Source organism: Micromonospora sp. NBC_00617 (assembly GCF_045161355.1).
Classification (GTDB): Bacteria; Actinomycetota; Actinomycetes; order Mycobacteriales; family Micromonosporaceae; genus Micromonospora.
Genome location: NZ_CP107751.1, coordinates 3397132 through 3421769 on the forward strand (window position 1 = coordinate 3397132; position 24638 = coordinate 3421769).

A 24638-nucleotide genomic window follows, 5' to 3' on the forward strand; every position below is an offset into this window, starting at 1 on the left:
GCGCGAGCACAATGTCGACCATGTCGTCGCCGGTGGAGTTCCTCGAACTGCTCGCTCGCGAGGCCGCCGCGGTGGAGTTCGAGGGCCCGTTGGTGGCCGCGCGCGCCGCCGGGATGCCCGCCGACCAGCTGGCCGAGCTGGAGCAGGCCAAGACCGTGGCGCTGCGGGTCCGCGCGCTGCTGGAGCGCCGCCGCCGTCGGGAGACCGAGCTGTCCGGCCTGTACGACACCGTCAGCGACCTGGCCGGACTGCGCGACCTGGACGACGTGTTGCGGGCGATCGTGCACCGGGCCCGTAACCTGCTCGGCGCCGACGTGGCGTACATGACGCTCAATGACGACGAACGCGGCGACACGTACATGCGGGTGACCGACGGGTCGGTCTCGGCCCGCTTCCAGCAGCTGCGGCTGCCGATGGGCGCCGGTCTTGGTGGCCTGGTCGCCCAGTCCGGCGCCCCGTACGTGACCGCCAACTACGGCGAGGACGCGCGCTTTCACCACACCGGGGAGATCGACGCCGGGGTGGGCGAGGAGGGCCTGGTGGCGATCCTCGGGGTGCCGCTGCGGCTCGGCTCCACCTCGATCGGGGTGCTCTACTCGGCCAACCGCTCGGCCCGGCCGTTCGCCCGCGAGGAGGTGACGCTGCTGGTCTCCCTGGCCGCGCACGCCGCGGTGGCGATCGACACGGCCCGGCTGCTGGCCGAGACGCGCTCGGCGTTGGCCGAGTTGTCGGCGGCGAACACCACCATCCGGGCGCACAGCAGCTCGGTGGAGCGGGCCGCGGCGGCGCACGACCGGATGACGGCGCTGGTGCTGCGCGGCGGCGGGGTGGAGGACGTGGCCGCCGCGGTGACCGAGGTGCTGGGCGGGGCGCTGCTGGCGCTGGACGCCCAGGGCCGGTTGCTGGCCCGGGTGGGTGAGATCGACGAGCCGGACCGGGCGGACATCGTCGAGGCGGTGGCCGCCTCGCGTACGGAGGGACGCAGCGTGCGCCGCGGCCCGCTCTGGTACGCGGCGGTGGTGGCCGGTGCGGAGAACCTGGGCGCGCTGGTGCTGCGGCCCGACGACGAGTTGGTCGACGCCGACCAGCGGATCCTGGAGCGGGCCGCGCTGGTGACCGCGCTGCTGCTGCTGTTCCGCCGGACCGTCGCCGAGGCGGAGGGGCGGGTCCGTGGCGAGTTGCTGGACGATCTGATCGCCCGGCCGCTGCGCGACACCGACGCGCTGCGCAGCCGGGCCCGCCGGCTCGGCGTGGACCTGGACGCGCCGCACGTGCTGGTGGCGGTGGGCGACGACGCGATCGCGGCGACCGGCTCGGCGCGGCAGCGGGTGCTCTCCTGGGCCACCACGTACGCCTCGGCGCGCGGTGGCCTGGCCGCGGCGCGCGACGGTCGGGTGGTCCTGATGCTGCCCGGCCAGGATGCCGGTGGCAGCGCCCGCGCGGTCGCGCGGGACCTGTCGCGGGTGACGGGCCGGCCGGTGACGGCCGGGGCGAGCGGCCCGTCGACCGGACCGGGGACGCTGGCCGGGACGTTCCACGAGGCGGACCGTTGTCTGACGGCGCTGGGGGCGCTGGGCCGCGCCGGTCAGGGCGCCAGTACCGCGGAGCTGGGCTTCGTCGGTCTGCTGCTGGGCACGGTCGGTGACCGGGGTGAGCGGGACGTGGCCCAGTTCCTCACCGCCACGGTCGGGCCGGTGGTCGACTACGACGCCCGGCGCGGGACGGCGCTGGTGAAGACGCTGGAGGCGTACTTCGGGGTGGGCGGCAGCCTGGCCCGTGCCGCCGAGCAGTTGCATGTGCACGTCAACACGGTGACCCAGCGGCTGGAGCGGGTCGGGCAGCTGCTCGGCGCGGACTGGCAGCGGCCCGATCGGGCGTTGGAGGTGCAGTTGGCGCTGCGCCTGCACCGCCTGCGCGCCCCGGCGGGTTGACCCTGCCGGGGGCGCGCGGTCGGGTCAGCGGGCGCGGATGCCGTCGAGGACGGCGTCGACGACCTGCGTGGGCAGGGTTCGATCGTTCAGCTCCGGGTTCCACTGCAGAACCCGTTGGATCAGCATCGGCCCGGTGAGCAGCGCCATGGTCACCTCGACGTCGATGTCGGGTCGCAGCAGCCCCTCGTCGATGCCGCGCCGCAGCACCTCGCGCATCAGCTGACGCCGGGGCTCGATGATGTTCCGGTAGAGCTGGAACTGGTCGGGGCTGCGGTTCACCGCCGGCACCAGGCACGGCATGATCTTTGTGGCGCGGGGGTCGACATTCCGCCCGACCGCGCCGACCAGCAGGAGCAGGTCGTCGCGGACGGAGTCGCCGGCTGGCTGCGGCATGACGCCCTTGAGCCGGCGCAGCGCGTCCAGCAGCAAGGCGTCCTTGCCGGCCCAGCGGCGGTAGATGGTGGCCTTGCCGACGCCGGCGCGGGTGGCGATCGCCTCGATCGAGAGCGCCTCGACGGTGCTGCCCTCGGCGAGCAGGTCGAGGGTCGCCTCGATGATCGCCTCGTCGGCGCGGATGCTCCGCGGTCGCCCGGGCGACCGCGGAGCATCGGCGGTGGACATCATGTCGGACATTGTCCCTGAACCTAGGGTGTCCCGGCCAACTCGGGCTCGGCGGCGGGGGCCGCCGACGCCGGAGCCAGCGCGTCGCGACCCGGCATCCACCGCAGCACCACCAGCACGCCGAGGGCCGCGACGACCGCGGACAGCGCCGCCGCCCAGTGCATGGCGGTGACGAAGGCGTCGTTGGCCGCCGAGATCAGCGTCGGCGCCGCCGGGCCGAGCTGTCCGGCCGCCGCGTACGCCCCGGAGATCGACTCGTTGGCCGCATCCTGGGCCTGCACGGGCAGGCCGGTCAGCGCGTCGCCCACGTCACTGCGGTAGACCGCGGAGAGCACCGAGCCGAGGACCGCCACGCCGAGCGCGCCAGCCACCTGACGGACGGTGTTGCTCACCGCCGAGCCCACGCCGGCCTTCTCGCGGGGCAGCGCCGACATGATGGACTCGGTGGCCGGCGGCATGATGTTGGCCATCCCGACGCCCTGGATGAAGAAGATGACCAGCACGATCCAGATCGGGGTGGACGCGCCGACGAAGGCGAACGCGGCCAGCGCCACCACGGTCAGTCCCAGCCCCACGGCGGCGACCGTCCGGCCGCCGTAGCGGCGGACCATCGCGGCGCTGCGCGGCGCGAAGATCAGCTGGGCGCCGGCGAAGGGCAGGAAGAGCAGGCCGGTCTGCAGCGGGCTGTAGTCGCGGACCAACTGCAGGTAGAACGAGCTGAAGAACATCACGCCCATCGCGGCGAAGAACACCAGGCCGACGATCGCCACCGGCGCGGCGAAGCGCGGCACCTTGAACAGCCGGACGTCCAGCGACGGGTGGTCGGAGTGCAGCTCGTGCCGCACGAACCAGGCCAGCACGGCGAGGCCCACCAGGATCGAGCCCCAGGCCACCGGACGGTCGAAGCCGTGCTCGCCACCGTCGATGATGCCGTAGGAGAGGGCCACCAGGCCGACCACGGAGAGCAGGACGCCGAGCAGGTCGACGCGGCCGGGGCGCGGGTCACGCGACTCGGGGACGAGCAGCGCCACCAGGATCACGCCGGCGACGACCACCGGGACGTTGATCAGGAAGACCGAGCCCCACCAGAAGTGCTCCAGCAGCGTGCCGCCGAGGATCGGGCCGATCGCCACGGCGAGGCCGACCGCGCCGGCCCAGACGCCGATGGCCCGGCCGCGCTCACGCGGGTCGAACACGTTGGAGATGATCGAGAGCGTCACCGGCATGATGGCCGCGCCGCCGACCCCCATCAGGGCGCGGGCCGCGATGAGTTGCGCGGGGCTGTCAGCGTACGCGGAGAGCAGCGACGCCAGGCCGAACAGCGCCAGCCCGAACATCAGGAAGCGCTTGCGGCCGGCGCGGTCGCCGAGCACCCCGAAGGTGAACAGCAGCCCGGCGAAGACCAGTGTGTAGGAGTTGATGGACCACTCCAGCTCGCCCTGGCTGGCCCCGAGGCCGTGCACCGGGTCGGCCAGGGTGCGCAGCGCGACGTTGAGGATCGTGTTGTCGAGGACGACGACGAGGAGGCTGATCACCAGCACCCCCAGGATCGCCCACCTCCTCGGGTGTCCCGTGTTCTCGTGCAGTTCCATGCCCAGTTCTCCCCCGGTTGCACCCGTCGCGCAATACGATACGAGCCAGACTCGTAATGCGGACAGCCTAAGGGCGGGCATTAACGATACGGAACCGATCCGTATCGTATGTGGCGGGCGTCACGCCCGCTGGACCGCCAGACAGGCGGCGACGGCGGCCCGGCAGCCCGCCCAGATGGCCCACCGGCGCGGCCAGCGGCTCGATCCAGCCACAGACGTACCCCCGGGTAGACATTCGCTACCCGGGGGTACGCCGCGAGCGCGCGCGGCGGATGCGCCAGCGGGAATTTACCGGCGGCGCAGCGCCAGCCGGCGGGCCAGCGCGGCGGCGCTGCCCCAGATGCCCCGCCGGAAGAGCACCACCACGAGGACGAAGATGCCGCCCGTGACCAGGCCGATCGCCTCGAATCCGGAGAACGACAACCAGTCCTCCAGGCGTACGACGACCGCGGCGCCGAGCACCCCGCCCCACAGCGTGCCGATTCCGCCGAGCACCACCACGATGACCGCCTTGCCGGAGGTGGTCCAGTGCAGCACGTCCAGCGAGACGAACCGGTGCCCCACCGCGAACAGGCCGCCGCCGAGGCCGGCGATGAACCCGGACAGGACGAACGCGGTGAGCTTGTAGCCGTGCACCGGGTAGCCCAGGGCACGGGCGCGGGCCGGATTGTCGCGGATGCCGACGAGCACCCGGCCGAACGGCGAGTGCACGATCCGCCAGGCGGCGGCCAGCCCGAGCAGCACGATCGGCAGGATCGCGTAGTAGAAGTAGTAGTCGTCGGTCAGATCCAGGCCGAAGAACGAACGGGGCACGCCCTGCAGGCCGTTCTCCCCCTGCGTCACCGAGCGCCACTCGTTGGCCACGTAGTAGACCATCTGCGCGAACGCGAGGGTCACCATGGCGAAGTAGATGCCGGTCCGCTTCACGGCCAGGTAGCCGATCGGCACCGCCAGCAGGGCCGCGGCGAGCGCCCCGGCCAGCACCGCGAGGGGGAACGGCAGGCCGGCGTGGATGGCCACCAACCCGGTGACGTACGCGGAGGCGCCCCAGAACGCGGCGTGCCCGAAGGACATCAGCCCGGTGAAGCCGAGCAGCAGGTCCACCGCCACGGCGAACAGCGCCCAGCAGAGGATGTCCACCGCGACCGCCGGGTAGAGGCCGTTGGGCAGCCAGGCCGCGACGGCCAGCCCGACGGCGAGCAGCGCGTACCGCACCCAGCCGGGGGCGTGGGCCACGGCGACCAGCCCGGACGGCGGCGTCGAGCGGGACGCGTCGGCGGGAGTGTCCACGGTGCTCGTCATGCCGGGGCCTCCTCACGACCGAACAGGCCGGCGGGACGCCAGAGCAGGACGCCGGCCATCACGATGAAGACGATCGTCTGCGACACGATCGGGAAGTTCGACAGGTACGCCTCGCCCCACGCCTGCACGAGGCCGATGCCGAAGCCGGCGGCGACCGAGCCGAAGATGGAGCCCAGACCGCCGATCACGACCACCGCGAAGACCACGATGATCAGGTCGGCGCCCATCAGCGGGTTGACCGCGCGCATCGGCGCGGCCAGCACACCGGCGAGCCCGGCCAGGCCGATGCCGAAGCCGAAGACCGGCGTCACCCAGCGCCCGACGTCGATCCCGAACGCCCGGGTCAGGTCGGGCCGCTCGGTGGCCGCCCGGACGACCATGCCGATCCGGGTCCGGGTGAGCACCCACCACACCGCCACGCAGAGCAGCACCGCGAAGCCGAGGATGAACACGCGGTACGTCGGGAAGTCGAACAGGCCGAAGTTCACGGTCCCGTCCAACAGTGCCGGGGTGGCGTACGGGCTGGACTGCACGCCGTAGCGCAGCTTCACCAGGTCCTGCAAAATCAGCGTCAGGCCGAAGGTGAGCAGGAAGTTGTAGAGCGGGTCGAGCTTCGTCAACCGGTGGATCACCGCGCGCTCCAGGGCCATGCCGAGCAGCCCGAGCCCGACCGGCATGATCACCAGGGCCGCCCAGAACGGCACGCCCGCCTCGGTGAGCAGCACGTACGCGCCGAACGCGCCCAGCATGTAGAACGCGCCGTGCGCGAAGTTGACCACCCGCAGCATGCCGAAGATGACGGCGAGCCCGAGGGCGAGCAGGGCGTAGAACGCCCCGCTCACCAACCCGTTGAAGGTGTTCTGCGCGAAACCACTCATAGCTGGCAGTCCGCCGACGGCGCGCGGAACGCCTCCGCGGCGGGGATCGTCTTGAGCACCTTCACGTAGTCCCACGGCTCGCTGACCTCGGCCTGCGGCTTCACCTGGGCCAGGTAGGCGTCGTGCACCACCCGGTGGTCCTCGGCGCGGATCTTGCCGTTACGCAGGAAGACGTCCTCGACGGTCTTGCCCTCCAGGCCCTTGACCACGGTATCCGCGTCGTCGGTGCCGGCGGCCTGCACCGCCTCCAGGTACTGCAACGCCGCCGAGTAGTTGGCGGCGTGCGCGAACGTCGGCCGGGTGCCCGCCTTCTGCTGGAAGCGGTCGGCGAACTCCCGGTTCTTCGCGTCGAAGTTCCAGTACCAGGCGTCGGTGTACGTGGTGCCGGCCAGCGCGGCCGGGGTGAGCGAGTGGATGTCGGTGAGGAACATCAGGCCCACGGCGAGGCCGACGCCCTTCTCGCGCAGTTTGAACTCGTTGTACTGCTTGACCACGTTGACCAGCTCCGCGCCGGCCTGCATGGTGCCCAGCACGTCCGGCTTGGGCTTCAGCGTCGGCGCCTTGAGCAGGAAGGTGGAGAAGTCGCCGCTGGTGTTCGGGAACGGGGCGCCGTCCTTGCCGACCACCGTGCCGCCGGCCGCCGTGATGGCGCTGGAGAAGCTCTTCTCCATGTCCTGCCCGAACGCGTAGTTCGGGTAGAGGATGTACCAGTTCTTGCCGATCTGCTCGGTGGTGGTCTTCCCGGTGCCGTTGGCCAGCATGTACGTGTCGTAGGCGTAGTGGAACGTGTACCTGTTGCAGCTCTTGCCGGTCAGGTCGGTCGTCGCCGCGCCGATGTTGAAGTAGAGCTTCTTCTTCTCCTTGGCCACGTCGGCGACCTTCAGCGCCGCCGACGAGGTGGGCACGTCCAGGATGAGGTCGACGCCCCTGCGGTCGTACATCTCCTGGGCCTTGGAGTTGGCCACGTCCGGCTTGTTCTGGTGGTCGGCGGTTTCCACGGTGATGTTCCTGGTCACCGCCTTGTCGCCGTACTTCGCGGTGAAGTCGGCGATGGCCATCTCCACCGCCGTCACCGAGTTCTTGCCGGACAACTCCGAGTACGCCCCGGACTGGTCGTTGAGCACGCCCAACACGATCTTGTCGCCGGTCAGCTTCTGATCGCCGCCCGACTGGGGTCCACCACCGCCGCAACCGGCGACCAGCACCACCGCGGCCGACGCCGCGACCACACCCACCGTCCTGCGCATGCCCACTCCATCCATTCCGCGCACCGTCGCGCGGCTCGTCGTTGAGAAGAATCAGATTCCGAGGTACGCGAGCAGCTCGCGTTCGCGCGAGCGCACCTCGGAGTTGTCCATCGCCTCGGCGACACGTCCCTCGGCCAGCAGGTAGTGCCGGTCGGCGACGCCGGTGGCGAAGTGCAGGTTCTGCTCGACCAGCAGCACGGTCACCCCGTGCTGCTTGGCCTCCCGCAGCAGGTCGCCGACCTGCTGCACGAGCAGCGGTGACAGCCCCTCGGTGGGCTCGTCGCAGAGCAGCAGTCGCGCGCCCATGCGCAGCACCCGGGCCAGGGCCAGCATCTGCTGCTCGCCGCCGGAGAGCATGGTGGCCGCCGAGTCCCGCCGGGTGTACAGGGCCGGGAACGCCTCGTACACCCGCTGCAGCGGCCACGGGTCGGGGCCGACCGTGGGCGGCAGGGTGAGGTTCTCGGTGACGGTCAGGGTGGCGTAGCTGCCCCGGTCGTCGGGCACCCAGCCCAGCCCGAGGCGGGCCCGGCGGTGCGCGGGCAGCCTGGTGATGTCCCGCCCGTCCAGCTCCACCGTGCCGCGCTGGCCGGAGTGCAGCCCCATCACACACCGCAGCAGGGTGGACTTGCCGGCGCCGTTGCGGCCCACGAGGGTGACCACCTCGCCGGCGGCGACCTCGAGGCCGACGTCCCGCAGCACCTGCGCCTCGCCGTAGAACGCGGAGAGGTTGTCAATGCGCAGCATCAGCGGCTCCCAGGTAGGCGGTGATCACGCGCTCGTCGGCGCGGACCTGCTCGTACGGGCCCTCGACGAGGACCTTGCCGGCCTGGAGCACGGTGACGGTGTCGGCGAGCCGGCCGACCACGCTCATGTTGTGCTCGACCATCACCACGGTCCGGCCCGCACGGACCCGGCTGATCAGCTCGACGGTGCGGTCGACGTCCTCCAGGCCCATCCCCGCGGTCGGCTCGTCGAGCAGCAGCACCTTCGGGTCCAGCGCGAGGGCGATGGCCAACTCCAGGGCCCGCTTGCGGCCGTACGCCAGCGCCGCCGACGGCGCCTGCGCCAGGTCGGCCAACCCCACCATGGCCAGCAGTTCGTCGGCCCGTTCGGTGTAGCGGTCCAGCAGCTTCGCCGAACGCCAGAACCGCCAGCCCAGCCCGCTCGGGGACTGCAACGCCAGCGCGACGTGCTCGCGGGCGGACAGCTGCGGGAAGAGGCTGGTGATCTGGAACGAGCGGGCCACGCCGAGCCGGGCGACCCGCTCCGGCGGCAGCCCCGTGACGTCCCGCCCGGCCAGCTCGATCCGCCCGCCGCTGGGCGCGAGAAACCCGGTGAGCAGGTTGAACAGGGTGGTCTTGCCGGCGCCGTTCGGGCCGACGAGCGCGTGCACGCTCTCCGGCGCGACGTCCAGATCGACCTCGTCGACCGCCCGGAAGCCCCGGAAGTCCCGGGTCAGCCCGCGGGCCGACAGGAGCGCTTGCCCGGCCATCGCCTCATCCTCCGTACGGTCGCGGCGACGGTCGGTTCGGTGACCGCGGTCACAGGCCCGTCGCGTGGAGGAAACCTACGGCGGCTCGCGCGGGACGAGCCATGTCGATGGGCTCCATATTCGGCGGGCAGGGGACGTGCGCGAACTCCACTCCCCGCGTGCCTCCCACTTGACCCGACCACCTAGGTTGATGATCCACACAGCCCAGCGGAAGGTCCCCACCCCATGCCCGTCGGCTTCACCATGGCGATCGTCTTCGCCGCCGCCCTGGCGGTCAGCGCCGTCCTGGCACTCGTCGCCCCCGCACAGCCGCTGAAGCGGATGGCCGCCCTCGCGACGCTCGTCTTTCTCGCCCTCACCCTGCTGGTCGGTGTCACCTCCAGCGCCCACTCGGTGCCCATCCGCTCGGTCGGCATCGTCACCAGCTTCGGCAAGCCCACCGGCAAGGTGACCGGCTCCGGCCTGAAGTGGGTCGCCCCCTGGCAGAAGGTCGGCGAGTGGGACGCCGGCCGGCAGAAGTACGACCACATCGGCGGCAACAACTGCGTGCGCGTCCGCACCGGCACGCTCGCCGACGCCTGCGTCGAGGTGCTCATCGAATGGCAGGTCAAGCCGGAGAACGCGCCGAAACAGTTCATGGACTACAAGGGAGACTTCCTCAGCTTCCGGGGTCAGCGGGTGGGTGTGCAGCTCGACAGCGCGGTCAACGACGCGTTCGCCGCGTACAACCCGCTGGAGAAGATCGACGCGCGGACCGGTGACCTCAACGTCGACCTCAAGCCGTTCGCGGCGAACATCAAGACCAGCGCGGACACCCGCCTCGCCAGCGACGTGGACATCCTCTCGGTGACCATCACGCGGGTGAACCACGACGACAAGACCGAGGGCAACATCAAGGCGTTCCAGGACAAGCTCGCCCAGACCCGCAACCTGGAGCAGGACCGCAAGAACGCCGAGATCTCCAAGCAGATCACCGAGACCAACGCGAAGGTCGACAAGGTCACCCGCTGCCTGGAGATCGCCGAGAAGAACGGCGCCAACCCGGGGCTGTGCATCAACCCGGGCATCGTCACCGGCAAGTGAGCGACGTCGAGCGGATCAGCGCTCCCACCGGCGGGGAGCGCTGATCCTGGCCCAGTTCGCGCCGAACGTCATCCGGCGCAGCGGTGACGCGAAGCCGCAGAGTTCGGCCAGCGACAACTGACGGGTGAGCAGGGCGGCGTCGCGCAGTGCGGTGTTGGCGCCGTTGCCGCCCTCGAAGCCGCCCTCGAAGCCGCCCTCGAAGCCGCCCTCGGCGATCGCCGAGAATGCCGCGTGGACCAGCGCCTGCCGGCGGTCGAGTTGCCATCCGCTCTGGCCGCCGGCCATGCCGATGTGCTGGTGCGCGGTATACCGCAGAGGTATGAATATGACTCTGCGGTATACCGCGCACCACCGCATCCGCCCCCACAGAGGTGACCGACGACTCTCGGACACGAGGAGCACCTCGGCGACGTCGTGGCCGGCTACGGCGTCGACCTCGACCTCGACCTCGACGTGATCCGGGCGTGGTGGTCGTTGCGCAGCCTGCTGGCGATCCGTTGGCTGGCCGAACACGGCTTCGACCCCTCGGCGCCCGGCTGCGAGGTCGACGTGCTGCGGGCGCGGATGTGACGAGCGTCAGGGGATGAGTCGGTCGAGCAGCTCGAACCGCTCGTACGGCTGGTCGTAGTCGCCGAAGTGCCCGTCGTCGCGCACGATCTGGGTGCCGCCGAGCCGCTCGAACATGGCGCGTCCCTGTCGGTCGTCGCAGCCGTACGGATCCTCGCGGGAGTTGATGAAGTAGATGTCGCGCACGTGCGACCGGATCGCGGCCCAGTCGTAGCTCTCCTGGAGCACCGGTTCCTCGCCGGTGTTGGGCTGGGTGCAGTAGCCGGCGACCAGGATCGCCTGGGCGACGGTCACCTCGACATGCTCCAGGAGCGCCAACAGCAGGGCCGCGCCGCCGGAGTGGCCCACCAGGACGGTGTCCTCGTCGAAGCGGTGCCCGTCGAGCACCGTCGGCAGGAACGTCGCGATCGGCTCGACGTTGATGCCCGGCAGGTGCGGCACCTCGACGGCGTAGCCCCGAGCCTCCAGCCGCTGCGCCAGCCAGCGGTACCAGACCACGTTTGGGTTGCCGCCGGTCCCGTGGAAGATGATCGCGCTGCGCCCCATCGTGCCCCCTCCGCATCGACGCGATGATCAAACCACGGGTGGTGTCCGAGCGGGGGCACGCGTCTCGCCAGGCCGGCCCGCTCGACTCAGTCCAGCGTGACCACCCAGCGGGCGCCCTCACCCCGGGCAAGCCGATCGAACGCGGTGGCCGCCTCGTCCAGCCCGATCGTGCCACTGACCAGCACGCGCAGATCCAGGGTGCCGTCGGCGAGCTCGGTGGCCAGCACCGGCACCTCGCGGTCCGGGTCGGACGAGCCGTACACCGAGGAGCGCAGCGTACGGGCGGAGTGGAAGATGTCGAGCGCGCCGAGGCTGACCATGTCGTCCTTGGCGCCCATGCCGACCACGGTGACCGCTCCCCCGCGCCGGGTGAGACGCCACGCCGCCCGGATCGTGGCGGCCCGCCCGACGCACTCGAAGGCGTGGTCGACGCCCCGGCCCTCGGTGCGTGCCCGCACCTCCTTGGAGAGCCGGTCATCGGAGAGCAGAAAGTCGGTGGCCCCGGCGGCGAGGGCCAGCTCCCGCTTCGCCTCGGCCACGTCGACGGCAAGGATCGTCGTGGCGCCGGCCCGGCGGGCGGCGGCGAGAACGGCGAGCCCGACCCCGCCGAGCCCGATGACGGCGACCGACTCGCCGGGCGCGACCCGGGCGGTGTTGCCGACCGCGCCGACGCCCGTGAGCACCGCGCAGCCCAGCAGCGCGGCCTGCTCGGCGGGCAGCCCGGCCGGGATCGGCACGACGGCGCTCTCCGGCACCACCACTGCCTCGGCGAGCGCACCGAGACCCAGCGTGAGGTGCAGCGGGATACCGTCCTCGGTCTCCCCGCGCGCCACGGTCGGGGTGGTGTTGGCGGCGCAGAGCCACGGTTCGTCGTGCCTGCACCACCAGCAGGCCCGGCAGGCGGGCGCCCAGTTGAGCACCACCGGCGTGCCGATCGGCAGCCGGGTGCCCGCCCCTGCCTCGGCCACCACGCCGGTCGCCTCGTGCCCGAGCACCAGCGGGAACGTCGCGGCCAGAGTGCCGTTGACCATGGACAGGTCGGAGTGGCAGACGCCGGCGGCCCGGATCGTCACCCGCACCTCGCCGGGGCCGGGGGCGGGCAGGCGTACCCGCTCGACCCGCAGTTCGGCCCCGCGCCCGCGCGCGACCAGCGCGCGGACGGTGACCGGCCCGCCCGCCGGCTCGGCGCCCACCGCCGGCCCGGCCGCCGGCTGAGCAACCACCCCCGGCCCACCCGTTGGTTCGGCGCCGCTCATCGCTGCATCGCCCGTCGGCTCGGCGCGGCTCATCGCTGGATCGCCTTCAGCTCGCAGAACTCGGCGAGGCCGTGCACGCCCAACTCCCGGCCCAGGCCGGACTGCTTGTAGCCGCCGAAGGGCGCGAGTGGGTTGAACGCCGCGCCGTTGATGTCGACCGCCCCGGTACGCAGCCGCCGCGCCACCGCGAGCGCCGCCTCCGGGTCGGCGGACCAGACCGCGCCGGCCAGCCCGTAGCGCGAGTTGTTCGCGATGGCGACGGCCTCGTCGGTGTCGTCGAACGGGAGAACGGCGAGCACCGGGCCGAAGACCTCCTCCTGGGCGAGCGCGCTGTCCGGGTGCACGTCGGCGAAGACGGTCGGGGCGACGAAGTGCCCCCGTGCCGGCACCGGGGCGTCCGGGCCACCGGCGACGAGGCGGGCGCCGTCGGCGAGAGCCCGCTCGACGTGGCCGCGCACCCGCGTCGCCTGGGCGGCGGAGACCAGAGGGCCGAGACGGGTGGCCGGGTCGAACGGGTCGCCGACGCGGTAACCGGACACCGCCGTCGCGACCAGGTCGAGCGCCTCGGCGTACCGGTCGCGGTGCACCAGCATCCGGGTCCACGCCGTGCAGGTCTGGCCGGAGTTCATCAGGGCGTTGCCGACGCCGACCTTGACCGCGGCGGCCAGGTTGGCGTCTTCGAGGATCACGTTGGCGGACTTGCCACCCAGCTCCAGCGCGACCCGGGCGATCCGGTCGGCGGCGAGTCGCATGATCCGGGTGCCGGTGGCGGTGGAGCCGGTGAACGAGACCAGGTCGACGTCGGGATGCCCGGCGAGCGCCTCGCCGACCGTCGCGCCGGTGCCGGGGACCAGGTTGAGCACCCCCGGCGGCAGACCGGCCTCGGTGACCGCGTCGAAGAGCAGGTACGCGGTCAGCGGGGTCAGCTCGCTGGGCTTGAGCACGACGGTGCAGCCGGCGGCGAGCGCGGGCGCGACCTTCGCCATCACCTGGTGCAGGGGGTAGTTCCACGGGGTGATCGCACCGACCACGCCGATCGGCTCGCGCACGACGAGGGAGTTGCCGATGGTCTCCTCGACCGGCGGCCGGGCGGCGAGCGCCACGTGATCGCGCAGCACGATCAACGGCAGCGCGACCTGCACTCGGGTGGCGAGCTTGAGCGGGGCGCCCAGCTCGACGGCGATGGTGCGGGCGAGGTCGTCGGCGCGCGTCGCGAGCGCGGCGTGCAGCCGGTCGAGGTACGCGGAGCGTTCGGCGGGCGCGGTAGCCGCCCAGCCGGGAAAGGCGGCGCGGGCGGCGGCGACGGCGGTGTCCACATCGGCCGCCGTGCCGGCGGGCACCTGACCGATCAGCTCGCCGGTGCTCGGGTTCTCCACGTCGATCACGTCGGTGCCGGCGGGGGACGTCCACTCGCCGCCGATGTGCAGGTGGCGCCGGAGGCGCAGGGCGTCGGGCAGCAGCGACGGCGGGGCGGCGAGGTCCATGGCGTCCCTTCCGGGGTGGGCGACGGGCTGGGGATGGCGCGCTGGGCGGGCGGCGGGCTGGGCGGTGGCGGGCTGGGCGAGGTCGCGGTGGGCGGTGAAACTAGCGCTGGGAGTTTGGACGCTACCCGCTGGGTCGCCCGGACTCCACCGGCCCGACGATGCGGGTGTACTCGGCGGCCAGGCCGTGCAGCAGTGCGTCCAGGCCGAGGGCGAAGGCGCCCTCGTCCACGCTCTGCTGGTGCTCGGCGAGCCGGTGCGCCTGACGCAGGTGCGGGTAGTGCGCGGCGTACAGCTCGGGGTCCTCGACGAAGCCCCGGGCGAACGAGCCGAGCGCCGAGCCGGCCACGAAGTAGCGCAGCGCCGCGCCGATGTGGGTGGCGCGGGCCGGTGGCCACCCGGCGCGGACCAGGCCGCCGTAGACCGCGTCGGCCATGGCGAGGGCGGCCGGCCGGCGACCGGGCCCCTGGGCCAGGTACGGCACGATGTTCGGGTGCGCGGTGAGCGCCCGCCGGTACGACCAGGCCCAGTCGCGCAGCGCGCCAGCCCAGTCCCGGCCGGTGAAGCCGCTGGTGTCGACGGCGCCGGTGACCGCGTCGGCGACCGCGTCGAGGATCTCGTCCTTGGTGGCGAAGTGGTTGTAGAGCGACGGGCCCTGCACGCCCAGCGCGGCGGCGAGTCGACGGGTGGAGAGCGCGGGCAGACCCTCGGCGTCGATGAGCGCCGTGGCGGTGTCGACGATCAGCTGCCGGGTGAGCCGGGGCTGGCGGGGTCGGGGCACTGCGCTCCTCGCGAGTCGGCGACGTAGGGGCTGGACGCATCAAAACTTACACCGCTAGTTTAGGGGTGACCGGCCGCGCCGACGCCAGGAGGACCACCGTGGACTTTTCGCTCACCGACGAGGAGCGGGCGGTGCGGGACACCGTCCGATCGTTCATCCGCCGCGAGGTGATGCCCCTGGAGGCGGAGGTGCTGCGCCGCGAGCGGGCGCACCAGCCGGGCCTGGACCACTCCGAGGTGCGCGAGCTGCAACTCAAGGCACGCAAGTTCGGCTTCTGGGGCCTGGCGACCCCCGAGGAGTACGGCGGGATGAACCTGCCGGCCGTCCTCCAGTCGCTGATCTGGACGGAGCTGGGCCACACGTTCGTGCCGTTCCGCTTCGGTGGCGAGGCCGACAACATCCTGTTCCACGCCACCGAGGAGCAGAAGCAGGAGTTCCTCATCCCGACGATCGAGGGTGAGCGGCGGTCCTGCTTCGCGATCACCGAACCGGGCGCCGGCTCGGACGCGGCCAACATCCGGCTGTCCGCGCGCCGCGACGGTGACGACTGGATCCTCGACGGCGAGAAGACCTTCATCACCGGCGGCCACGACGCCGACTTCGCCATCGTCGTCGCGGTGACCGACCGGGAGAAGGGCGCCCGCAACGGCGGCGCGACCGCGTTCCTGGTGGACCGGTCGATGGGCTGGCGCTCGGAGTTCATCCAGACCATGGGCGAGGGCGGGCCCGCGTCGCTGATCTTCGACGGCGTACGCGTGCCGCACCGCAACATCCTCGGCGAGATCGGGCAGGGCTTCACCCTCGGCATGGAGTGGATCGGCAAGGGCCGCTACACCATCCCGTCGCACGCCATCGGCATCGCCGAGCGGGTCCTGCAGATGGCGATCGACCACGCCAACACCCGCGAGACGTTCGGCGCGAAGATCGGCACCAATCAGGCCATCCAGTGGATGATCGCCGACTCGGAGACCGAGCTGGAGGCGGCCCGCTGGCTGGTGCTGCGCTCGGCGTGGACGGTCGATCAGGGCCTGGACCCCCGGCACGCCTCGTCGATGGGCAAGCTCTACGGCGCCGGCATGGTCAACCGGGTGGTCGACCGGGTGCTCCAGATCCACGGCGGCATGGGCTACACCCGTGAGCTGCCCATCGAACGCTGGTACCGGCAGGTCCGGCTCTACCGGATCTTCGAGGGCACCGACGAGATGCAGCGGCTGATCATCTCCCGCGATCTGCTGCGTGGATACACGAAGATCGGCGGTCACCTCGCCTGAGCGGGGCTCAGGCGGTCAGCGCCTCCAGGGCGGCGTCCACATCGGCCTCGGTGGAGTAAATGTGGAAGGAGGCGCGGACCCGTCCGGCGCGCACGGCCGCCCGGATGCCGGCCGCCGCCAGCCGCTGCTGCGCGTCGGGCACGTCCACGCTGACGATGGCGCTGTCCCCCGGCGGCTGACCCAACCCGGTCAGGAACCGGTTGGCCAGCGCCACGTCGTGCGCCCGGATCGCCGGCACGCCGATCTCGGCGACCAGCTCCAGTGCGGGCGCCGCACCGACCCAGCTGAACCAGGCCGGTGAGATGTCGAACCGGCGGGCGTCGTCGGCCAGCCGCAGCGGCGGGCCATAGTAGGAGGCGTGCGGGTCGCGGCCCGCGTACCAGCCGGCGGCGTCGGGGCGCAGCCGGTCGCGCAACGCCGGGGCCAGATAGGTGTACGCGGTGCCACGCGGGTTCATCAGCCACTTGTAGCCACCCACCGCCACCACGTCGGCTCGACTTCCGTCGAACGGCAGCCACCCGCACGCCTGGGTGGCGTCCACCACCACCAACGCGTCGTGCGCGCGGGCCGCGGCCACGATCTCGTCGTACGCCGCCACGGAGCCGTCCGCCGACTGCACCAGGCTGAACGCGACCAGGTCGGTGTCGGCGTCGATCGCGTCGACCAGCTCGTCGGCCGGCACCGCCCGGACCGTGACCCCACGATCCTCCTGAACCAGCCAGGGAAACAGGTTCGAGGTGAACTCGACCTCGGGAACCACCACGGTGGCCCCGGCCGGCAGCGCCGCCGCGACCGGAGCCAGCATCTGGGACACGGCCGCACCGACCGCCACGTCACCGACCGGCACCCCGACGAGGCCGGCGAACGCGGTGCGGGCCCGGTTTACGGACTCGCCCCAAACCTCCCACGACGTACGGCCGACCCGCCATTCGGCGAGGGCCTCCTGCAGCGCCGTCCAGGCCGGCTCGGGCGGCAACCCGTAGGTGGCGGTGTTCAACCAACCGGGCTCCGGCTGCCACAGCTTCTGTGCCTGCTCGATCTCCATGTCGTCGACGCTAGGCGGGGCGGCGTCGAACGGGCACGGCCAATCGGAGTCCTGCGGCCTGCGGGCTCCCCGCGGGGAGCTGCGGGTGGTGCCCGGCATCCGGCGCTCGCCACCCACAGCCGGACGCCGGGGAGGGCGTGATGACTCTGAGGTATGGATATGACTCCGAGGTATGTCACTCACGACCAACCTGCCGCCGAGGCGACCGGCCATGCGCGGGCGGTGACGTCATCGACGCCGATCCGCGCCCGGCGAAGGTCACCAGTCGACAGCGCGCTACGCGGTGGTGCGTCGCCATTGCTGGCTGGCGCCGGTGCCGCAGGTCCACTGCACGGCCTGCGCACCGTCCGCCGTGGCGGCGTTCAGCACGTCGAGGCACTTCCCGCTGTGGCGGGCCACGAGTCGGACGTAGCCGGTTCCGAGGTCCTCGACGCGCCACTGCTGGTTGGCGCCGCCGTTGCATGCCCACTGGATCACGCGGACGCCGTCGCCGGTGGCGCCCGCGCCGCCGTTGACGTCGAGACACTTGCCGCTGCTGACACTGGTCACCGTCGAGTAGCCGCCGCCGGCGTCGGAGAACCGCCACCGCTGGTTGGCCTGCCCGTTCGCGCCCCACTGAACGACGTTCGCGCCATCGGCGGTGGACGCGTTGAAGACGTCGAGGAGCTTGCCGCTGTGCCGCGCGGCCACCGTGTAGATGGTCGGCGTGGGGGCGGTGGTCAGCGGCACCACCCGGTACAGGCCGCTCCCGTGGGCGGGGATGGAGCGGGTGAGCGTGCCGGTGACGGTGCCAAGGCTCGCACTGGTCCACAGGTCGGTGACGGTGGCCGAGCCGATGCCCAGGTCGGCCAGGTTCACCGAGACGTTGGCGGTCGCGCTCTCGCGGTTGAACAGCGCCACGTACCGGTGGTCGGTGCCGGGAACGTCGGCGGTCCACACCTGCCGGGTGCCGCCGACGAGCTGCCGGTTGTTGGCGCTGTTCTGGTCGACCGCGAGCACCGCCGCGTTGGTCATCAACGCCAGCTCGGCGGCGCGGTTCTCGACGAGGTTGCCGCCCCACATCAGCGGCGCCCGGTTGATCGCCCACAGGGTCATGAGGGTGCGCTGCTCGTCAGCGGTGAGCCCGGAGTAGCGGGGTGCGCCGACCGGGCCGTACTTCGACAGCCGCCCGATCGGGATCATGTCCGGATCAGGCCAGGCGCCCGTCGTCCGGTACGGCGTCCAGTTGCGCAACTGGTCGAACAGCGCGTCGAGCGACGACCAGTTGTCCCACAGGTCGTTGACGATGCGCCACATGTGCGCGTTGTCCCGTACGTGCCCGCCACTGGACAGCGGTGTCGCGCCGGGCGAGAGGCTCAGCACCATCGGCCGTCCGCTGTGCTGGATCGCCGTCCGGTAGCCCTCGACCTCGGTCTGCCGGTACGTCGGGGCCGCGATGTCGTCCACCTTCACGTAGTCGACACCCCAGCTGGCCAGGAGCTGGAAGACCGAGTCCAGGTACGCCTGCGCGCAGGCGTTGGACATGTTCAGACCCCACATCAGGTTGAGCCAGGCCGCGGTGGTGTTGTTGTTGATCTGGTTGGCGCGGCAGGTGGTGCCGAGGATCGGCACGTTGTCCGCGACCGCCTGCCGCGGGATGCCGCGCATCAGATGGACGCCGAACTTCAGTCCCTGGTCGTGCACGTAGTCGGCGAGAGGCTTGAACCCGTTGCCGCCCGCCGCCGAGGGAAACCGCGTGGTGTCCGGCAGCAGCCGTCCGTTGGCGTCCATCCGCAGCCGGGGATTGAGGTTGGCGTCCTGGTTGGGGCTGTTGTTGTGCTGGCCCGGGTAGTACCAGGCCCAGTCGATGACGACGTACTGCCAGCCGTGCTGGCGCAGGTTGTCGCGCATGTAGTCGGTGTTGGCCCGCACGTCCGCCTCGGTGACACTCCAGCTGAACGAGTCGTAGCTGTTCCACCCCATCGGCGGGGTGTTCGCCGTGCCGTTGTCCCAGGCCGCGGCGGGCTTCGGGGAGATGACGGTGAGGCCGACGGCGAGCAGCACGACCAGGGCCGCGAACCCGGCCATCCGCCGTGCGGTGGAACGCGCGAGGACGAGCGTCATCGGACCTCCCGACTGGCAGTGGTGGTTGTCGATGTTAACGCTCACACATCACCTGTCAAGTGGCGCGCACGGTGCGCTCATCCGCAGGACCACGCCATCGCCCTGCCGCGGCGACCCGTCACGACCCTGCGGTACGGTCCGCCGGTGACGATCGAGGGCTGCTCATGTCTGATCTGCAGCGACAGTGCGCCGACCCGGGACAGCCGCACCGTGGAGTTGGTACGCGATCACGGGTGGTCGGTGTTGCGGGTAGGCGGAGGAATCGAATTCGCGTACACCATCGGCCTCTGGCACTCGTTCCGTCGTCCCGAGGTGGTGATGTTCGGCCTCGACGGCGAGGGCATGCAGCACTGGCTCAACGCCTGCGTCGATCATGCCCGCGAGCAGGGCTGGCCCGCCGAGGAGACGCCGTTCCACGGCGTGCTCGACGGCTTCCCCACCCAGCTTCGAGCGGTGGACCCGTCCTGGCACGACCCGCTCTTCGGCACGGCCTACCGCTTCTACCGTGGAGTCACGGTGCCGTTCCAGCAACTGGTGTGGCCGGATCGCAACGGCCTCTGGCCGTGGGAGGACGGCGCCACCGCGAGCAGCCGCAACCGCCAGGCCCACTCCTGGCTTCCGGTCCGGGAACACCCACAGGGCGCCTGGCGCCTGGTCGGCGAGCTGGAACCAGGGTTCCCGTTCGACGCGGGCCCGGACTCGTGGGCGCTGACGACCCGCGCGGTCGCCGCCGGCGCCCGCCCCGTCGCCCGGGTTATCAAGGACGAGGGCAGCCACGACGTGCTCGACGAGCGCGGATACGACGCCGACGACCTCTGCCTGGCGTTCCTCGGCGCGCTCGTACAACGCCATCCGCACCTCACCGACTGTGCCGACCTCGCCGACGGTCAGGTCGCAACCCTCGATGCCGACCGGGCCTGGAGTCGCTCGGCGTTGTCACGGGGCGACAGGCGCGCCAGCACCCGATCATGGAAGGTCGCCGAACCGATCTAGGCGCACCGATGGCACGAATATCGTGCCAACGCCGCATGATGGGCGACATGTTCAGATGGCGTGACCGCCTACGGGCACCGGCCGTCTCGGCCGCCCAGCGCGACATGTGTCGCCGCTTCGGCGTTGAGCCCGCGCCGCCCGGGCACCGGACACACGTCGGGCTCGCACTCTCGCGACCACGTCACCTGCAACCGCTGAACGCGGTGCGGCACTCGGCCGCAGGCGCCGGCAACGGCTGGTTCGTCTGGCGCGGCCCGGAAATCCCCCGAGAGGACGACCATTTCTTCGCGCCCCTGCACGTCGAGCACCTGGACGAACACGCTCCAGAACTTGAGCCGTACCTCGCTCTCCCACCAGGTTGGGCCGTGGTTCTGGCACCCGGCTACGAGGACGTCTGGTACGACGAGTCGCTTCTCGACATCGGCACGGATGGGTAGACAGGACCCGTGACCTACTTCGCGGATCTGACGCCGTACACGTACCTGGAGCGGCATGACGAGGACGGGCACGGGGCATCCGACGAGCCGCTGCTCAACGTCGGCTGGCTGGACGCCTCGCATCCGTTCCCGACCGGCGCTCCCCCGGACGGGTTGATGCCCGCTCTGACCGAACTGGCCACGGTGCGGGTCCGTCAGACACGCGGGTACCACTACTGCGAGATCTGCGTCCGGGACATGGGCGAGGACGCCATGGAGGCCATTCGGCAGGGCGTGATCGTCCGCGAGAGCGCCGAATTCGAGGTACGGGGCGATGACGTCGCGTACGCCGCACCTCAGCTTCTGCTCCACTACATGGCCGCCCACAGATACCTGCCACCAGCCGAGTTCTGTGCGGCGGCCCTGCTGTCAACGACCTGACGCGGTCGCCGCGTCACACCAGGCGTTGAATGCGGATCTTCGGGCGCTCGTTGCGCAGGTGGCCCTGCTTGTGCTGGCGGACCTGCTCGTCCCAGACCTCCTGGTCGTAGTCGGGGTTGGGCGGGATCCACCTGTGTGACCCGTCGCTGTAGTGGAACTTCTCGTCTCCGGGCCGAAGGATGCTCACCGCACCCAGCCGAGAAGGCGCCGGTGCAGGTGCCTGGCGGGGACGTGGGCCAGGTGTTGCGTAGCAACGACGAGTTGCGCGGCCAGATAGACAGTCAGGGACAAGCGACATCCGTCGTACTCTGCCAGCAACTCCCGCCGCCCCGGCTCGCATGGCCAGGCGGTGCCACAACACCCGCAGTTCCAGAGTGGTGCGGTCGGCTGATGAGTGGTCGTCATGACGTGCCCTGGCTGGGCCAGTGGTCGCGGTTGTTCGGGAGGCGATGACGGCTTCGGCACGGCAGGTCGACTCCGCAACGGCAGATGCGTCGCCAGTGCCGCCAGGACCAGACGGGCCGGTGCCTGCGGGCCAGGGTCAGGGCGACCGCCGAGAGGTATTCGTCGTACGAGACGCGTCGCACGCGCCCTCCCCGTCATCACGAGGACGGCCAGCCGCCCCTGAGGTTGAGGGGGACGCGGCGGCCAGGCGAGTCCGCACCGCCCGCCGCATCCCGTGAGCGCGACGTTACGGATGGTCGTGGTGCGACATGGGTAGGGTTCGTACCCCTAGATCAAGAGACGAGGCCGACCTTCAGTGCGAGATCTCGGGCGTCCTTGCGGGTGGAGAGCGGCCCGTTGAGCAGGTCCAGAGTGATCTGTCGGGCATAGCCGTTGAAGCGGATCGTCTCCGGGGCCGACTCGTACGCCTGGCGAAGGCTCGCCATGGCAGTTTCCCTGTCGTCCTTGCCGTAGTGGGCGCGAGCGACCTCGATGAGGTGTCGCGCACGGCGCGGTCGCGACGGGATGGCCGCCCCGTCATGGCGACGTGCCTGCCGCACCGCTTCGCCGGACTTCTGCAACTCGACGGCCACGGTGACGGCGTGGGCACCCATGATGACGCGGGAGAACGATGTCTGCGGTTGGTAGAAGCCCTGCGGCAGGCGCTGAGCGACGCGATCCGCGCGGTCCCAGTACCGCCAGGCGCGGCCTTCCTCACCCGCTCGGGCGGCGGTGTAGGCGGCTTCGAAGTGGAGCGCACCGACGAGGGCCAGGAGATTGGTGTTCGCGTCGGCCGTGCGCGGCTCCAGTGCGGAGAGGACGTCGAGCGTCACCGCCATGGCGGTGTCCCAGTCACCGGCGTCCCGGTGCACCTGGCACAGGAACCACCCCGCGCAGGCCAACGCCTCAAGATCCCCGGACTCCTGCGCGGCCACCATCGCGCGGTCGGCGACCCGCCACAGGATCTCGGCGGCTGGCTGGTAGGCGAGGAACATCTGTGCGAGCCCGAGCGCCTCGGCCAGGAGCGCCTGAGCACGTCGACGCTCGGCACCCTCGTACGTGAGCGCCGCGCGTTGGGCGTCCCGGAGCAGGTCCGGTAGGAGGGCGCCCAGCACCGTGCGGTGGTCGGATGCCTGATGGCGTGCCTGCCAGGCCGCAGCGAGACGGTCTCCGAGGCGGCTCAACGGCTCAGGCGCGGCAGGGCCGGAGAACGTGCAGCGGTTCACGGCGTCCCGGACCGAGGCGAGCGCCGGATGCTCCGGCCCGTTCACGATGGCGGAGCGATCGCTCAACTCCCCGACCAGGACCGACAGGTCGACCTTGAGGGCACGCGCTATCCGGTCCAGCATGTGCACACGCGGCGGCAGGATGCGGTCGGTCTCCACCGCCTTGACCCACTCGGCGCTACGCCCGACCAGGCCGCCGAGCACGGCACGAGTCTTGCCCGAACGCTCGCGGTAGACCTTCAGCCGTTGACCAAAGGTCAACTCCGGCAGGGAATCCATCCCGAACCTCCTCGTGGCGCGGGACGCCGTACCGGCCCATCCGCCGCCACGCCCCACGCTACCGAGCGGCCGGCCGCCCGGTAACCCTCACACGCGTCGGCCGACGCCTCGCGGTGGTGATCGACACGGGATCAGCGATATCGGGGTGTCCTACGCGTTCGGATACCCCGACATCGCCGATCCCGGGTGGATCAAGACCGCGACCGGGTCAGGCGGGGACGCCGGCCGGCGCGGTCGATTCGTCCCTGCGCGCCGGCGACTCGTCCTCGTCGTGGTCGTCGAGCATGGTGGCCTCGTCGAACGGGTCGTCGCCGCGCAGCACACCGGCCGCCCGGTCCCGGTCGAACTCGCCGGTCCAGGTGCCCACCAGGACGGTCGCCACCGCGTTGCCGGCGAAGTTGGTCAGCGCGCGGGCCTCGGACATGAACCGGTCGATGCCGACGATCAGCCCGACGCCGTCCACCAGGTCGGGCCGGTGCGACTGAAGCCCACCGGCCAGCGTCGCGATGCCGGCGCCGGTGACGCCCGCCGCGCCCTTCGAGGCGATGATCATGAACAGCAGCAGCGAGATCTGCTCGCCGACGGAGAGCGGGTTGCCGAGCGCGTCGGCGATGAACAGCGACGCCATCGTCAGGTAGATCGCCGTGCCGTCGAGGTTGAACGAGTACCCGGTCGGCACCGTGATGCCCACTACCGGCTTGCTCACGCCGAAATGCTCCATCTTGGCGATGAGCCGCGGCAGCGCCGACTCCGAAGACGACGTCGACAGGATCAGCAGGAACTCCCGGCCGAGGTAGCGCAGCAGCGAGAAGATCGAGATCCGGGCCACGAACCACAGCAGCGCGCCCAGGATGACCAGCACGAAGATCAGACAGGTGGCGTAGAAGCCGAGCATGATCTGGGCGAGGCTCTTGAGGGCGTCCACGCCGGTCGCGCCGACGACGGCGGCCATCGCGCCGAACGCGCCGACCGGCGCCAGCCACATGATCATGGCGAGGACCTTGAAGACGACCCGCTGGATGACGGCGATCGCGCCGAGCACGGGCTCACCGCGCCGGCCCATCGCCTGCACGGCGAAGCCGACGAGCAGGGCGACCAGGAGCGTCTGGAGCACCTCCCCCTCGGTGAGCGCGGAGAAGAGCGTGGTCGGGATGATCCCGAGCAGGAACTCCGTCGTACCGCCGGCCTCGTCTCCGGCGGCGGCCTTGCCCGCGCCCGCGAGGTCCTGGCCGAGGTCCAGGCCGGAGCCGGGGTGGATGAGGTTGCCGACGACGAGGCCGATGGCGAGCGCGACTGTCGACATGGTCAGGAAGTAGCCGAGCGCCAGGCCGCCGACCTTGCCGACCTTCGCGGCCTGCCGGACGGACCCGACGCCCAGCACGATCGTGCAGAAGATGACCGGGCTGATCATCATCTTGATCAGGTTGACGAAGCCCGTGCCGATCGGCTTGAGTTCCTTGCCGAAATCGGGGGCGACCAGGCCGACCACGATGCCGGCGAGCACGGCCACGATGACGGCCAGGTACAGGTAACGGGTACGGTCCCGGCGGGCCGACGGCTCCGCCGTGGTGGTGGATGCGGTGGTGTCCATGTCGACAATGTGAAGCGCGTCTCACCCGTTGACATCCTTGCGGTCATTCTGT

At 71.3% G+C, this 24638-nt stretch carries 24 protein-coding genes; 7 read left to right on the plus strand and 17 right to left on the minus strand.

The features are described from left to right. Positions 1 to 11: 11 nt before the first annotated feature. Positions 12 to 1931, plus strand: a complete 1920-nt coding sequence (locus OG505_RS15495; RefSeq protein WP_405434057.1) for a helix-turn-helix domain-containing protein — start codon at positions 12 to 14, stop codon at positions 1929 to 1931. A gap of 24 nt (positions 1932 to 1955) precedes the next feature. On the opposite strand, the gene OG505_RS15500 is transcribed toward OG505_RS15495, so the two are convergent. The 7 genes from OG505_RS15500 to OG505_RS15530 form a co-directional block, all read right to left on the minus strand. Next, positions 1956 to 2564, minus strand: coding sequence for a TetR/AcrR family transcriptional regulator (locus tag OG505_RS15500; protein ID WP_405434058.1), 609 nt, complete (start codon positions 2562 to 2564; stop codon positions 1956 to 1958). Positions 2565 to 2575: 11 nt separating this feature from the next. Next, on the minus strand, positions 2576 to 4144 hold the full coding sequence (locus OG505_RS15505; protein WP_405434060.1) for an MFS transporter: 1569 nt from the start codon (positions 4142 to 4144) through the stop codon (positions 2576 to 2578). Between the two features lie 288 nt (positions 4145 to 4432). Further along, positions 4433 to 5446, minus strand: coding sequence for a branched-chain amino acid ABC transporter permease (locus OG505_RS15510; RefSeq protein ID WP_405434061.1), 1014 nt, complete (start codon positions 5444 to 5446; stop codon positions 4433 to 4435). Next, positions 5443 to 6324 (minus strand): branched-chain amino acid ABC transporter permease, encoded by an 882-nt coding sequence (locus OG505_RS15515; RefSeq protein WP_354856017.1) that lies wholly within the window; start codon positions 6322 to 6324, stop codon positions 5443 to 5445. Before OG505_RS15515 ends, OG505_RS15510 begins: the two co-directional genes overlap by 4 nt. Then, positions 6321 to 7571: an ABC transporter substrate-binding protein gene (locus OG505_RS15520; RefSeq protein ID WP_405434063.1), complete on the minus strand. Its 1251-nt coding sequence runs from the start codon at positions 7569 to 7571 to the stop codon at positions 6321 to 6323. The genes OG505_RS15515 and OG505_RS15520 overlap by 4 nt, the downstream gene beginning before the upstream one ends. A gap of 51 nt (positions 7572 to 7622) precedes the next feature. Next, entirely contained in the window at positions 7623 to 8315 is a 693-nt protein-coding gene (locus OG505_RS15525; RefSeq protein WP_405434065.1) for an ABC transporter ATP-binding protein, read from the minus strand. Next, positions 8302 to 9063 carry an ABC transporter ATP-binding protein gene (locus OG505_RS15530; protein WP_405434066.1) on the minus strand — a complete coding sequence of 254 codons (762 nt, stop codon included), beginning with the start codon at positions 9061 to 9063 and terminating at the stop codon, positions 8302 to 8304. The genes OG505_RS15525 and OG505_RS15530 overlap by 14 nt, the downstream gene beginning before the upstream one ends. A gap of 225 nt (positions 9064 to 9288) precedes the next feature. Here OG505_RS15530 and OG505_RS15535 point away from each other — a divergent pair, with 225 nt between their 5' ends. After that, positions 9289 to 10146, plus strand: coding sequence for an SPFH domain-containing protein (locus OG505_RS15535; RefSeq protein ID WP_405434068.1), 858 nt, complete (start codon positions 9289 to 9291; stop codon positions 10144 to 10146). Positions 10147 to 10161: 15 nt separating this feature from the next. On the opposite strand, the gene OG505_RS15540 is transcribed toward OG505_RS15535, so the two are convergent. Continuing rightward, positions 10162 to 10431, minus strand: a complete 270-nt coding sequence (locus OG505_RS15540) for a hypothetical protein (protein WP_405434070.1) — start codon at positions 10429 to 10431, stop codon at positions 10162 to 10164. Between the two features lie 129 nt (positions 10432 to 10560). On the opposite strand from OG505_RS15540, the gene OG505_RS15545 reads away from it, so the two are divergent. Next, positions 10561 to 10716 (plus strand): hypothetical protein, encoded by a 156-nt coding sequence (locus OG505_RS15545; protein ID WP_405434071.1) that lies wholly within the window; start codon positions 10561 to 10563, stop codon positions 10714 to 10716. A gap of 6 nt (positions 10717 to 10722) precedes the next feature. On the opposite strand, the gene OG505_RS15550 is transcribed toward OG505_RS15545, so the two are convergent. The 4 genes from OG505_RS15550 to OG505_RS15565 form a co-directional block, all read right to left on the minus strand. Beyond that, positions 10723 to 11259: an RBBP9/YdeN family alpha/beta hydrolase gene (locus OG505_RS15550; protein WP_405434073.1), complete on the minus strand. Its 537-nt coding sequence runs from the start codon at positions 11257 to 11259 to the stop codon at positions 10723 to 10725. A gap of 86 nt (positions 11260 to 11345) precedes the next feature. After that, positions 11346 to 12548, minus strand: a complete 1203-nt coding sequence (locus OG505_RS15555) for a zinc-binding dehydrogenase (RefSeq protein ID WP_405434074.1) — start codon at positions 12546 to 12548, stop codon at positions 11346 to 11348. After that, positions 12545 to 13999 carry an aldehyde dehydrogenase family protein gene (locus OG505_RS15560; protein ID WP_405434075.1) on the minus strand — a complete coding sequence of 485 codons (1455 nt, stop codon included), beginning with the start codon at positions 13997 to 13999 and terminating at the stop codon, positions 12545 to 12547. The genes OG505_RS15555 and OG505_RS15560 overlap by 4 nt, the downstream gene beginning before the upstream one ends. Positions 14000 to 14120: 121 nt before the next feature. Further along, positions 14121 to 14777, minus strand: coding sequence for a TetR/AcrR family transcriptional regulator C-terminal domain-containing protein (locus OG505_RS15565; RefSeq protein ID WP_405434076.1), 657 nt, complete (start codon positions 14775 to 14777; stop codon positions 14121 to 14123). 98 nt (positions 14778 to 14875) lie between these two features. On the opposite strand from OG505_RS15565, the gene OG505_RS15570 reads away from it, so the two are divergent. Further along, positions 14876 to 16048 (plus strand): acyl-CoA dehydrogenase family protein, encoded by a 1173-nt coding sequence (locus tag OG505_RS15570; protein ID WP_357497593.1) that lies wholly within the window; start codon positions 14876 to 14878, stop codon positions 16046 to 16048. A gap of 7 nt (positions 16049 to 16055) precedes the next feature. On the opposite strand, the gene OG505_RS15575 is transcribed toward OG505_RS15570, so the two are convergent. Together OG505_RS15575 and OG505_RS15580 are read right to left on the minus strand one after the other, a co-directional pair. Further along, positions 16056 to 17093, minus strand: coding sequence for an aminotransferase class V-fold PLP-dependent enzyme (locus tag OG505_RS15575; RefSeq protein ID WP_405434077.1), 1038 nt, complete (start codon positions 17091 to 17093; stop codon positions 16056 to 16058). Between the two features lie 276 nt (positions 17094 to 17369). After that, positions 17370 to 19196 (minus strand): alpha-galactosidase, encoded by a 1827-nt coding sequence (locus OG505_RS15580; RefSeq protein ID WP_405434078.1) that lies wholly within the window; start codon positions 19194 to 19196, stop codon positions 17370 to 17372. Positions 19197 to 19340: 144 nt separating this feature from the next. Here OG505_RS15580 and OG505_RS15585 point away from each other — a divergent pair, with 144 nt between their 5' ends. From OG505_RS15585 to OG505_RS15595, 3 genes are read left to right on the plus strand one after another with little or no spacing between them, the layout of a single operon-like run. After that, positions 19341 to 20189: a DUF4262 domain-containing protein gene (locus tag OG505_RS15585; RefSeq protein WP_405434080.1), complete on the plus strand. Its 849-nt coding sequence runs from the start codon at positions 19341 to 19343 to the stop codon at positions 20187 to 20189. Between the two features lie 47 nt (positions 20190 to 20236). Next, positions 20237 to 20626, plus strand: coding sequence for a hypothetical protein (locus OG505_RS15590; protein WP_405434081.1), 390 nt, complete (start codon positions 20237 to 20239; stop codon positions 20624 to 20626). Between the two features lie 9 nt (positions 20627 to 20635). Beyond that, positions 20636 to 21046, plus strand: coding sequence for a hypothetical protein (locus OG505_RS15595; RefSeq protein ID WP_405434082.1), 411 nt, complete (start codon positions 20636 to 20638; stop codon positions 21044 to 21046). A 13-nt stretch (positions 21047 to 21059) separates the two neighbouring features. Here the strand turns inward: OG505_RS15595 and OG505_RS15600 are convergent, their stop codons facing one another. The 3 genes from OG505_RS15600 to OG505_RS15610 all read right to left on the minus strand — a co-directional run bounded on the left by OG505_RS15600 (position 21060) and on the right by OG505_RS15610 (position 24586). Continuing rightward, the gene (locus tag OG505_RS15600; protein WP_405434083.1) at positions 21060 to 21233 is read right to left on the minus strand and encodes a hypothetical protein; all 174 of its coding nucleotides are present in this window, start codon (positions 21231 to 21233) and stop codon (positions 21060 to 21062) included. 550 nt (positions 21234 to 21783) lie between these two features. Then, positions 21784 to 22995 (minus strand): helix-turn-helix domain-containing protein, encoded by a 1212-nt coding sequence (locus OG505_RS15605; protein ID WP_405434085.1) that lies wholly within the window; start codon positions 22993 to 22995, stop codon positions 21784 to 21786. Between the two features lie 208 nt (positions 22996 to 23203). Beyond that, the gene (locus tag OG505_RS15610) at positions 23204 to 24586 is read right to left on the minus strand and encodes a cation:dicarboxylate symporter family transporter (protein ID WP_405434086.1); all 1383 of its coding nucleotides are present in this window, start codon (positions 24584 to 24586) and stop codon (positions 23204 to 23206) included. Positions 24587 to 24638 lie beyond the last annotated feature (52 nt).

What these genes read in the sequence shown, in the direction of transcription:
- OG505_RS15510 (WP_405434061.1), bottom strand. Translation starts at nt 5,446, where the DNA reads ATGACGAGCACCGTGGACACTCCCGCCGACGCGTCCCGCTCGACGCCG.
- OG505_RS15505 (WP_405434060.1), bottom strand. Translation starts at nt 4,144, where the DNA reads ATGGAACTGCACGAGAACACGGGACACCCGAGGAGGTGGGCGATCCTG.
- OG505_RS15540 (WP_405434070.1), bottom strand. Translation starts at nt 10,431, where the DNA reads ATGGCCGGCGGCCAGAGCGGATGGCAACTCGACCGCCGGCAGGCGCTG.
- OG505_RS15610 (WP_405434086.1), bottom strand. Translation starts at nt 24,586, where the DNA reads ATGGACACCACCGCATCCACCACCACGGCGGAGCCGTCGGCCCGCCGG.
- OG505_RS15560 (WP_405434075.1), bottom strand. Translation starts at nt 13,999, where the DNA reads ATGGACCTCGCCGCCCCGCCGTCGCTGCTGCCCGACGCCCTGCGCCTC.
- OG505_RS15605 (WP_405434085.1), bottom strand. Translation starts at nt 22,995, where the DNA reads ATGGATTCCCTGCCGGAGTTGACCTTTGGTCAACGGCTGAAGGTCTAC.
- OG505_RS15495 (WP_405434057.1), top strand. Translation starts at nt 12, where the DNA reads ATGTCGACCATGTCGTCGCCGGTGGAGTTCCTCGAACTGCTCGCTCGC.
- OG505_RS15500 (WP_405434058.1), bottom strand. Translation starts at nt 2,564, where the DNA reads ATGTCCGACATGATGTCCACCGCCGATGCTCCGCGGTCGCCCGGGCGA.
- OG505_RS15580 (WP_405434078.1), bottom strand. Translation starts at nt 19,196, where the DNA reads ATGACGCTCGTCCTCGCGCGTTCCACCGCACGGCGGATGGCCGGGTTC.
- OG505_RS15525 (WP_405434065.1), bottom strand. Translation starts at nt 8,315, where the DNA reads ATGCTGCGCATTGACAACCTCTCCGCGTTCTACGGCGAGGCGCAGGTG.
- OG505_RS15530 (WP_405434066.1), bottom strand. Translation starts at nt 9,063, where the DNA reads ATGGCCGGGCAAGCGCTCCTGTCGGCCCGCGGGCTGACCCGGGACTTC.
- OG505_RS15575 (WP_405434077.1), bottom strand. Translation starts at nt 17,093, where the DNA reads ATGGAGATCGAGCAGGCACAGAAGCTGTGGCAGCCGGAGCCCGGTTGG.
- OG505_RS15520 (WP_405434063.1), bottom strand. Translation starts at nt 7,571, where the DNA reads ATGCGCAGGACGGTGGGTGTGGTCGCGGCGTCGGCCGCGGTGGTGCTG.
- OG505_RS15515 (WP_354856017.1), bottom strand. Translation starts at nt 6,324, where the DNA reads ATGAGTGGTTTCGCGCAGAACACCTTCAACGGGTTGGTGAGCGGGGCG.
- OG505_RS15535 (WP_405434068.1), top strand. Translation starts at nt 9,289, where the DNA reads ATGCCCGTCGGCTTCACCATGGCGATCGTCTTCGCCGCCGCCCTGGCG.
- OG505_RS15555 (WP_405434074.1), bottom strand. Translation starts at nt 12,548, where the DNA reads ATGAGCCGCGCCGAGCCGACGGGCGATGCAGCGATGAGCGGCGCCGAA.
- OG505_RS15550 (WP_405434073.1), bottom strand. Translation starts at nt 11,259, where the DNA reads ATGGGGCGCAGCGCGATCATCTTCCACGGGACCGGCGGCAACCCAAAC.
- OG505_RS15590 (WP_405434081.1), top strand. Translation starts at nt 20,237, where the DNA reads ATGTTCAGATGGCGTGACCGCCTACGGGCACCGGCCGTCTCGGCCGCC.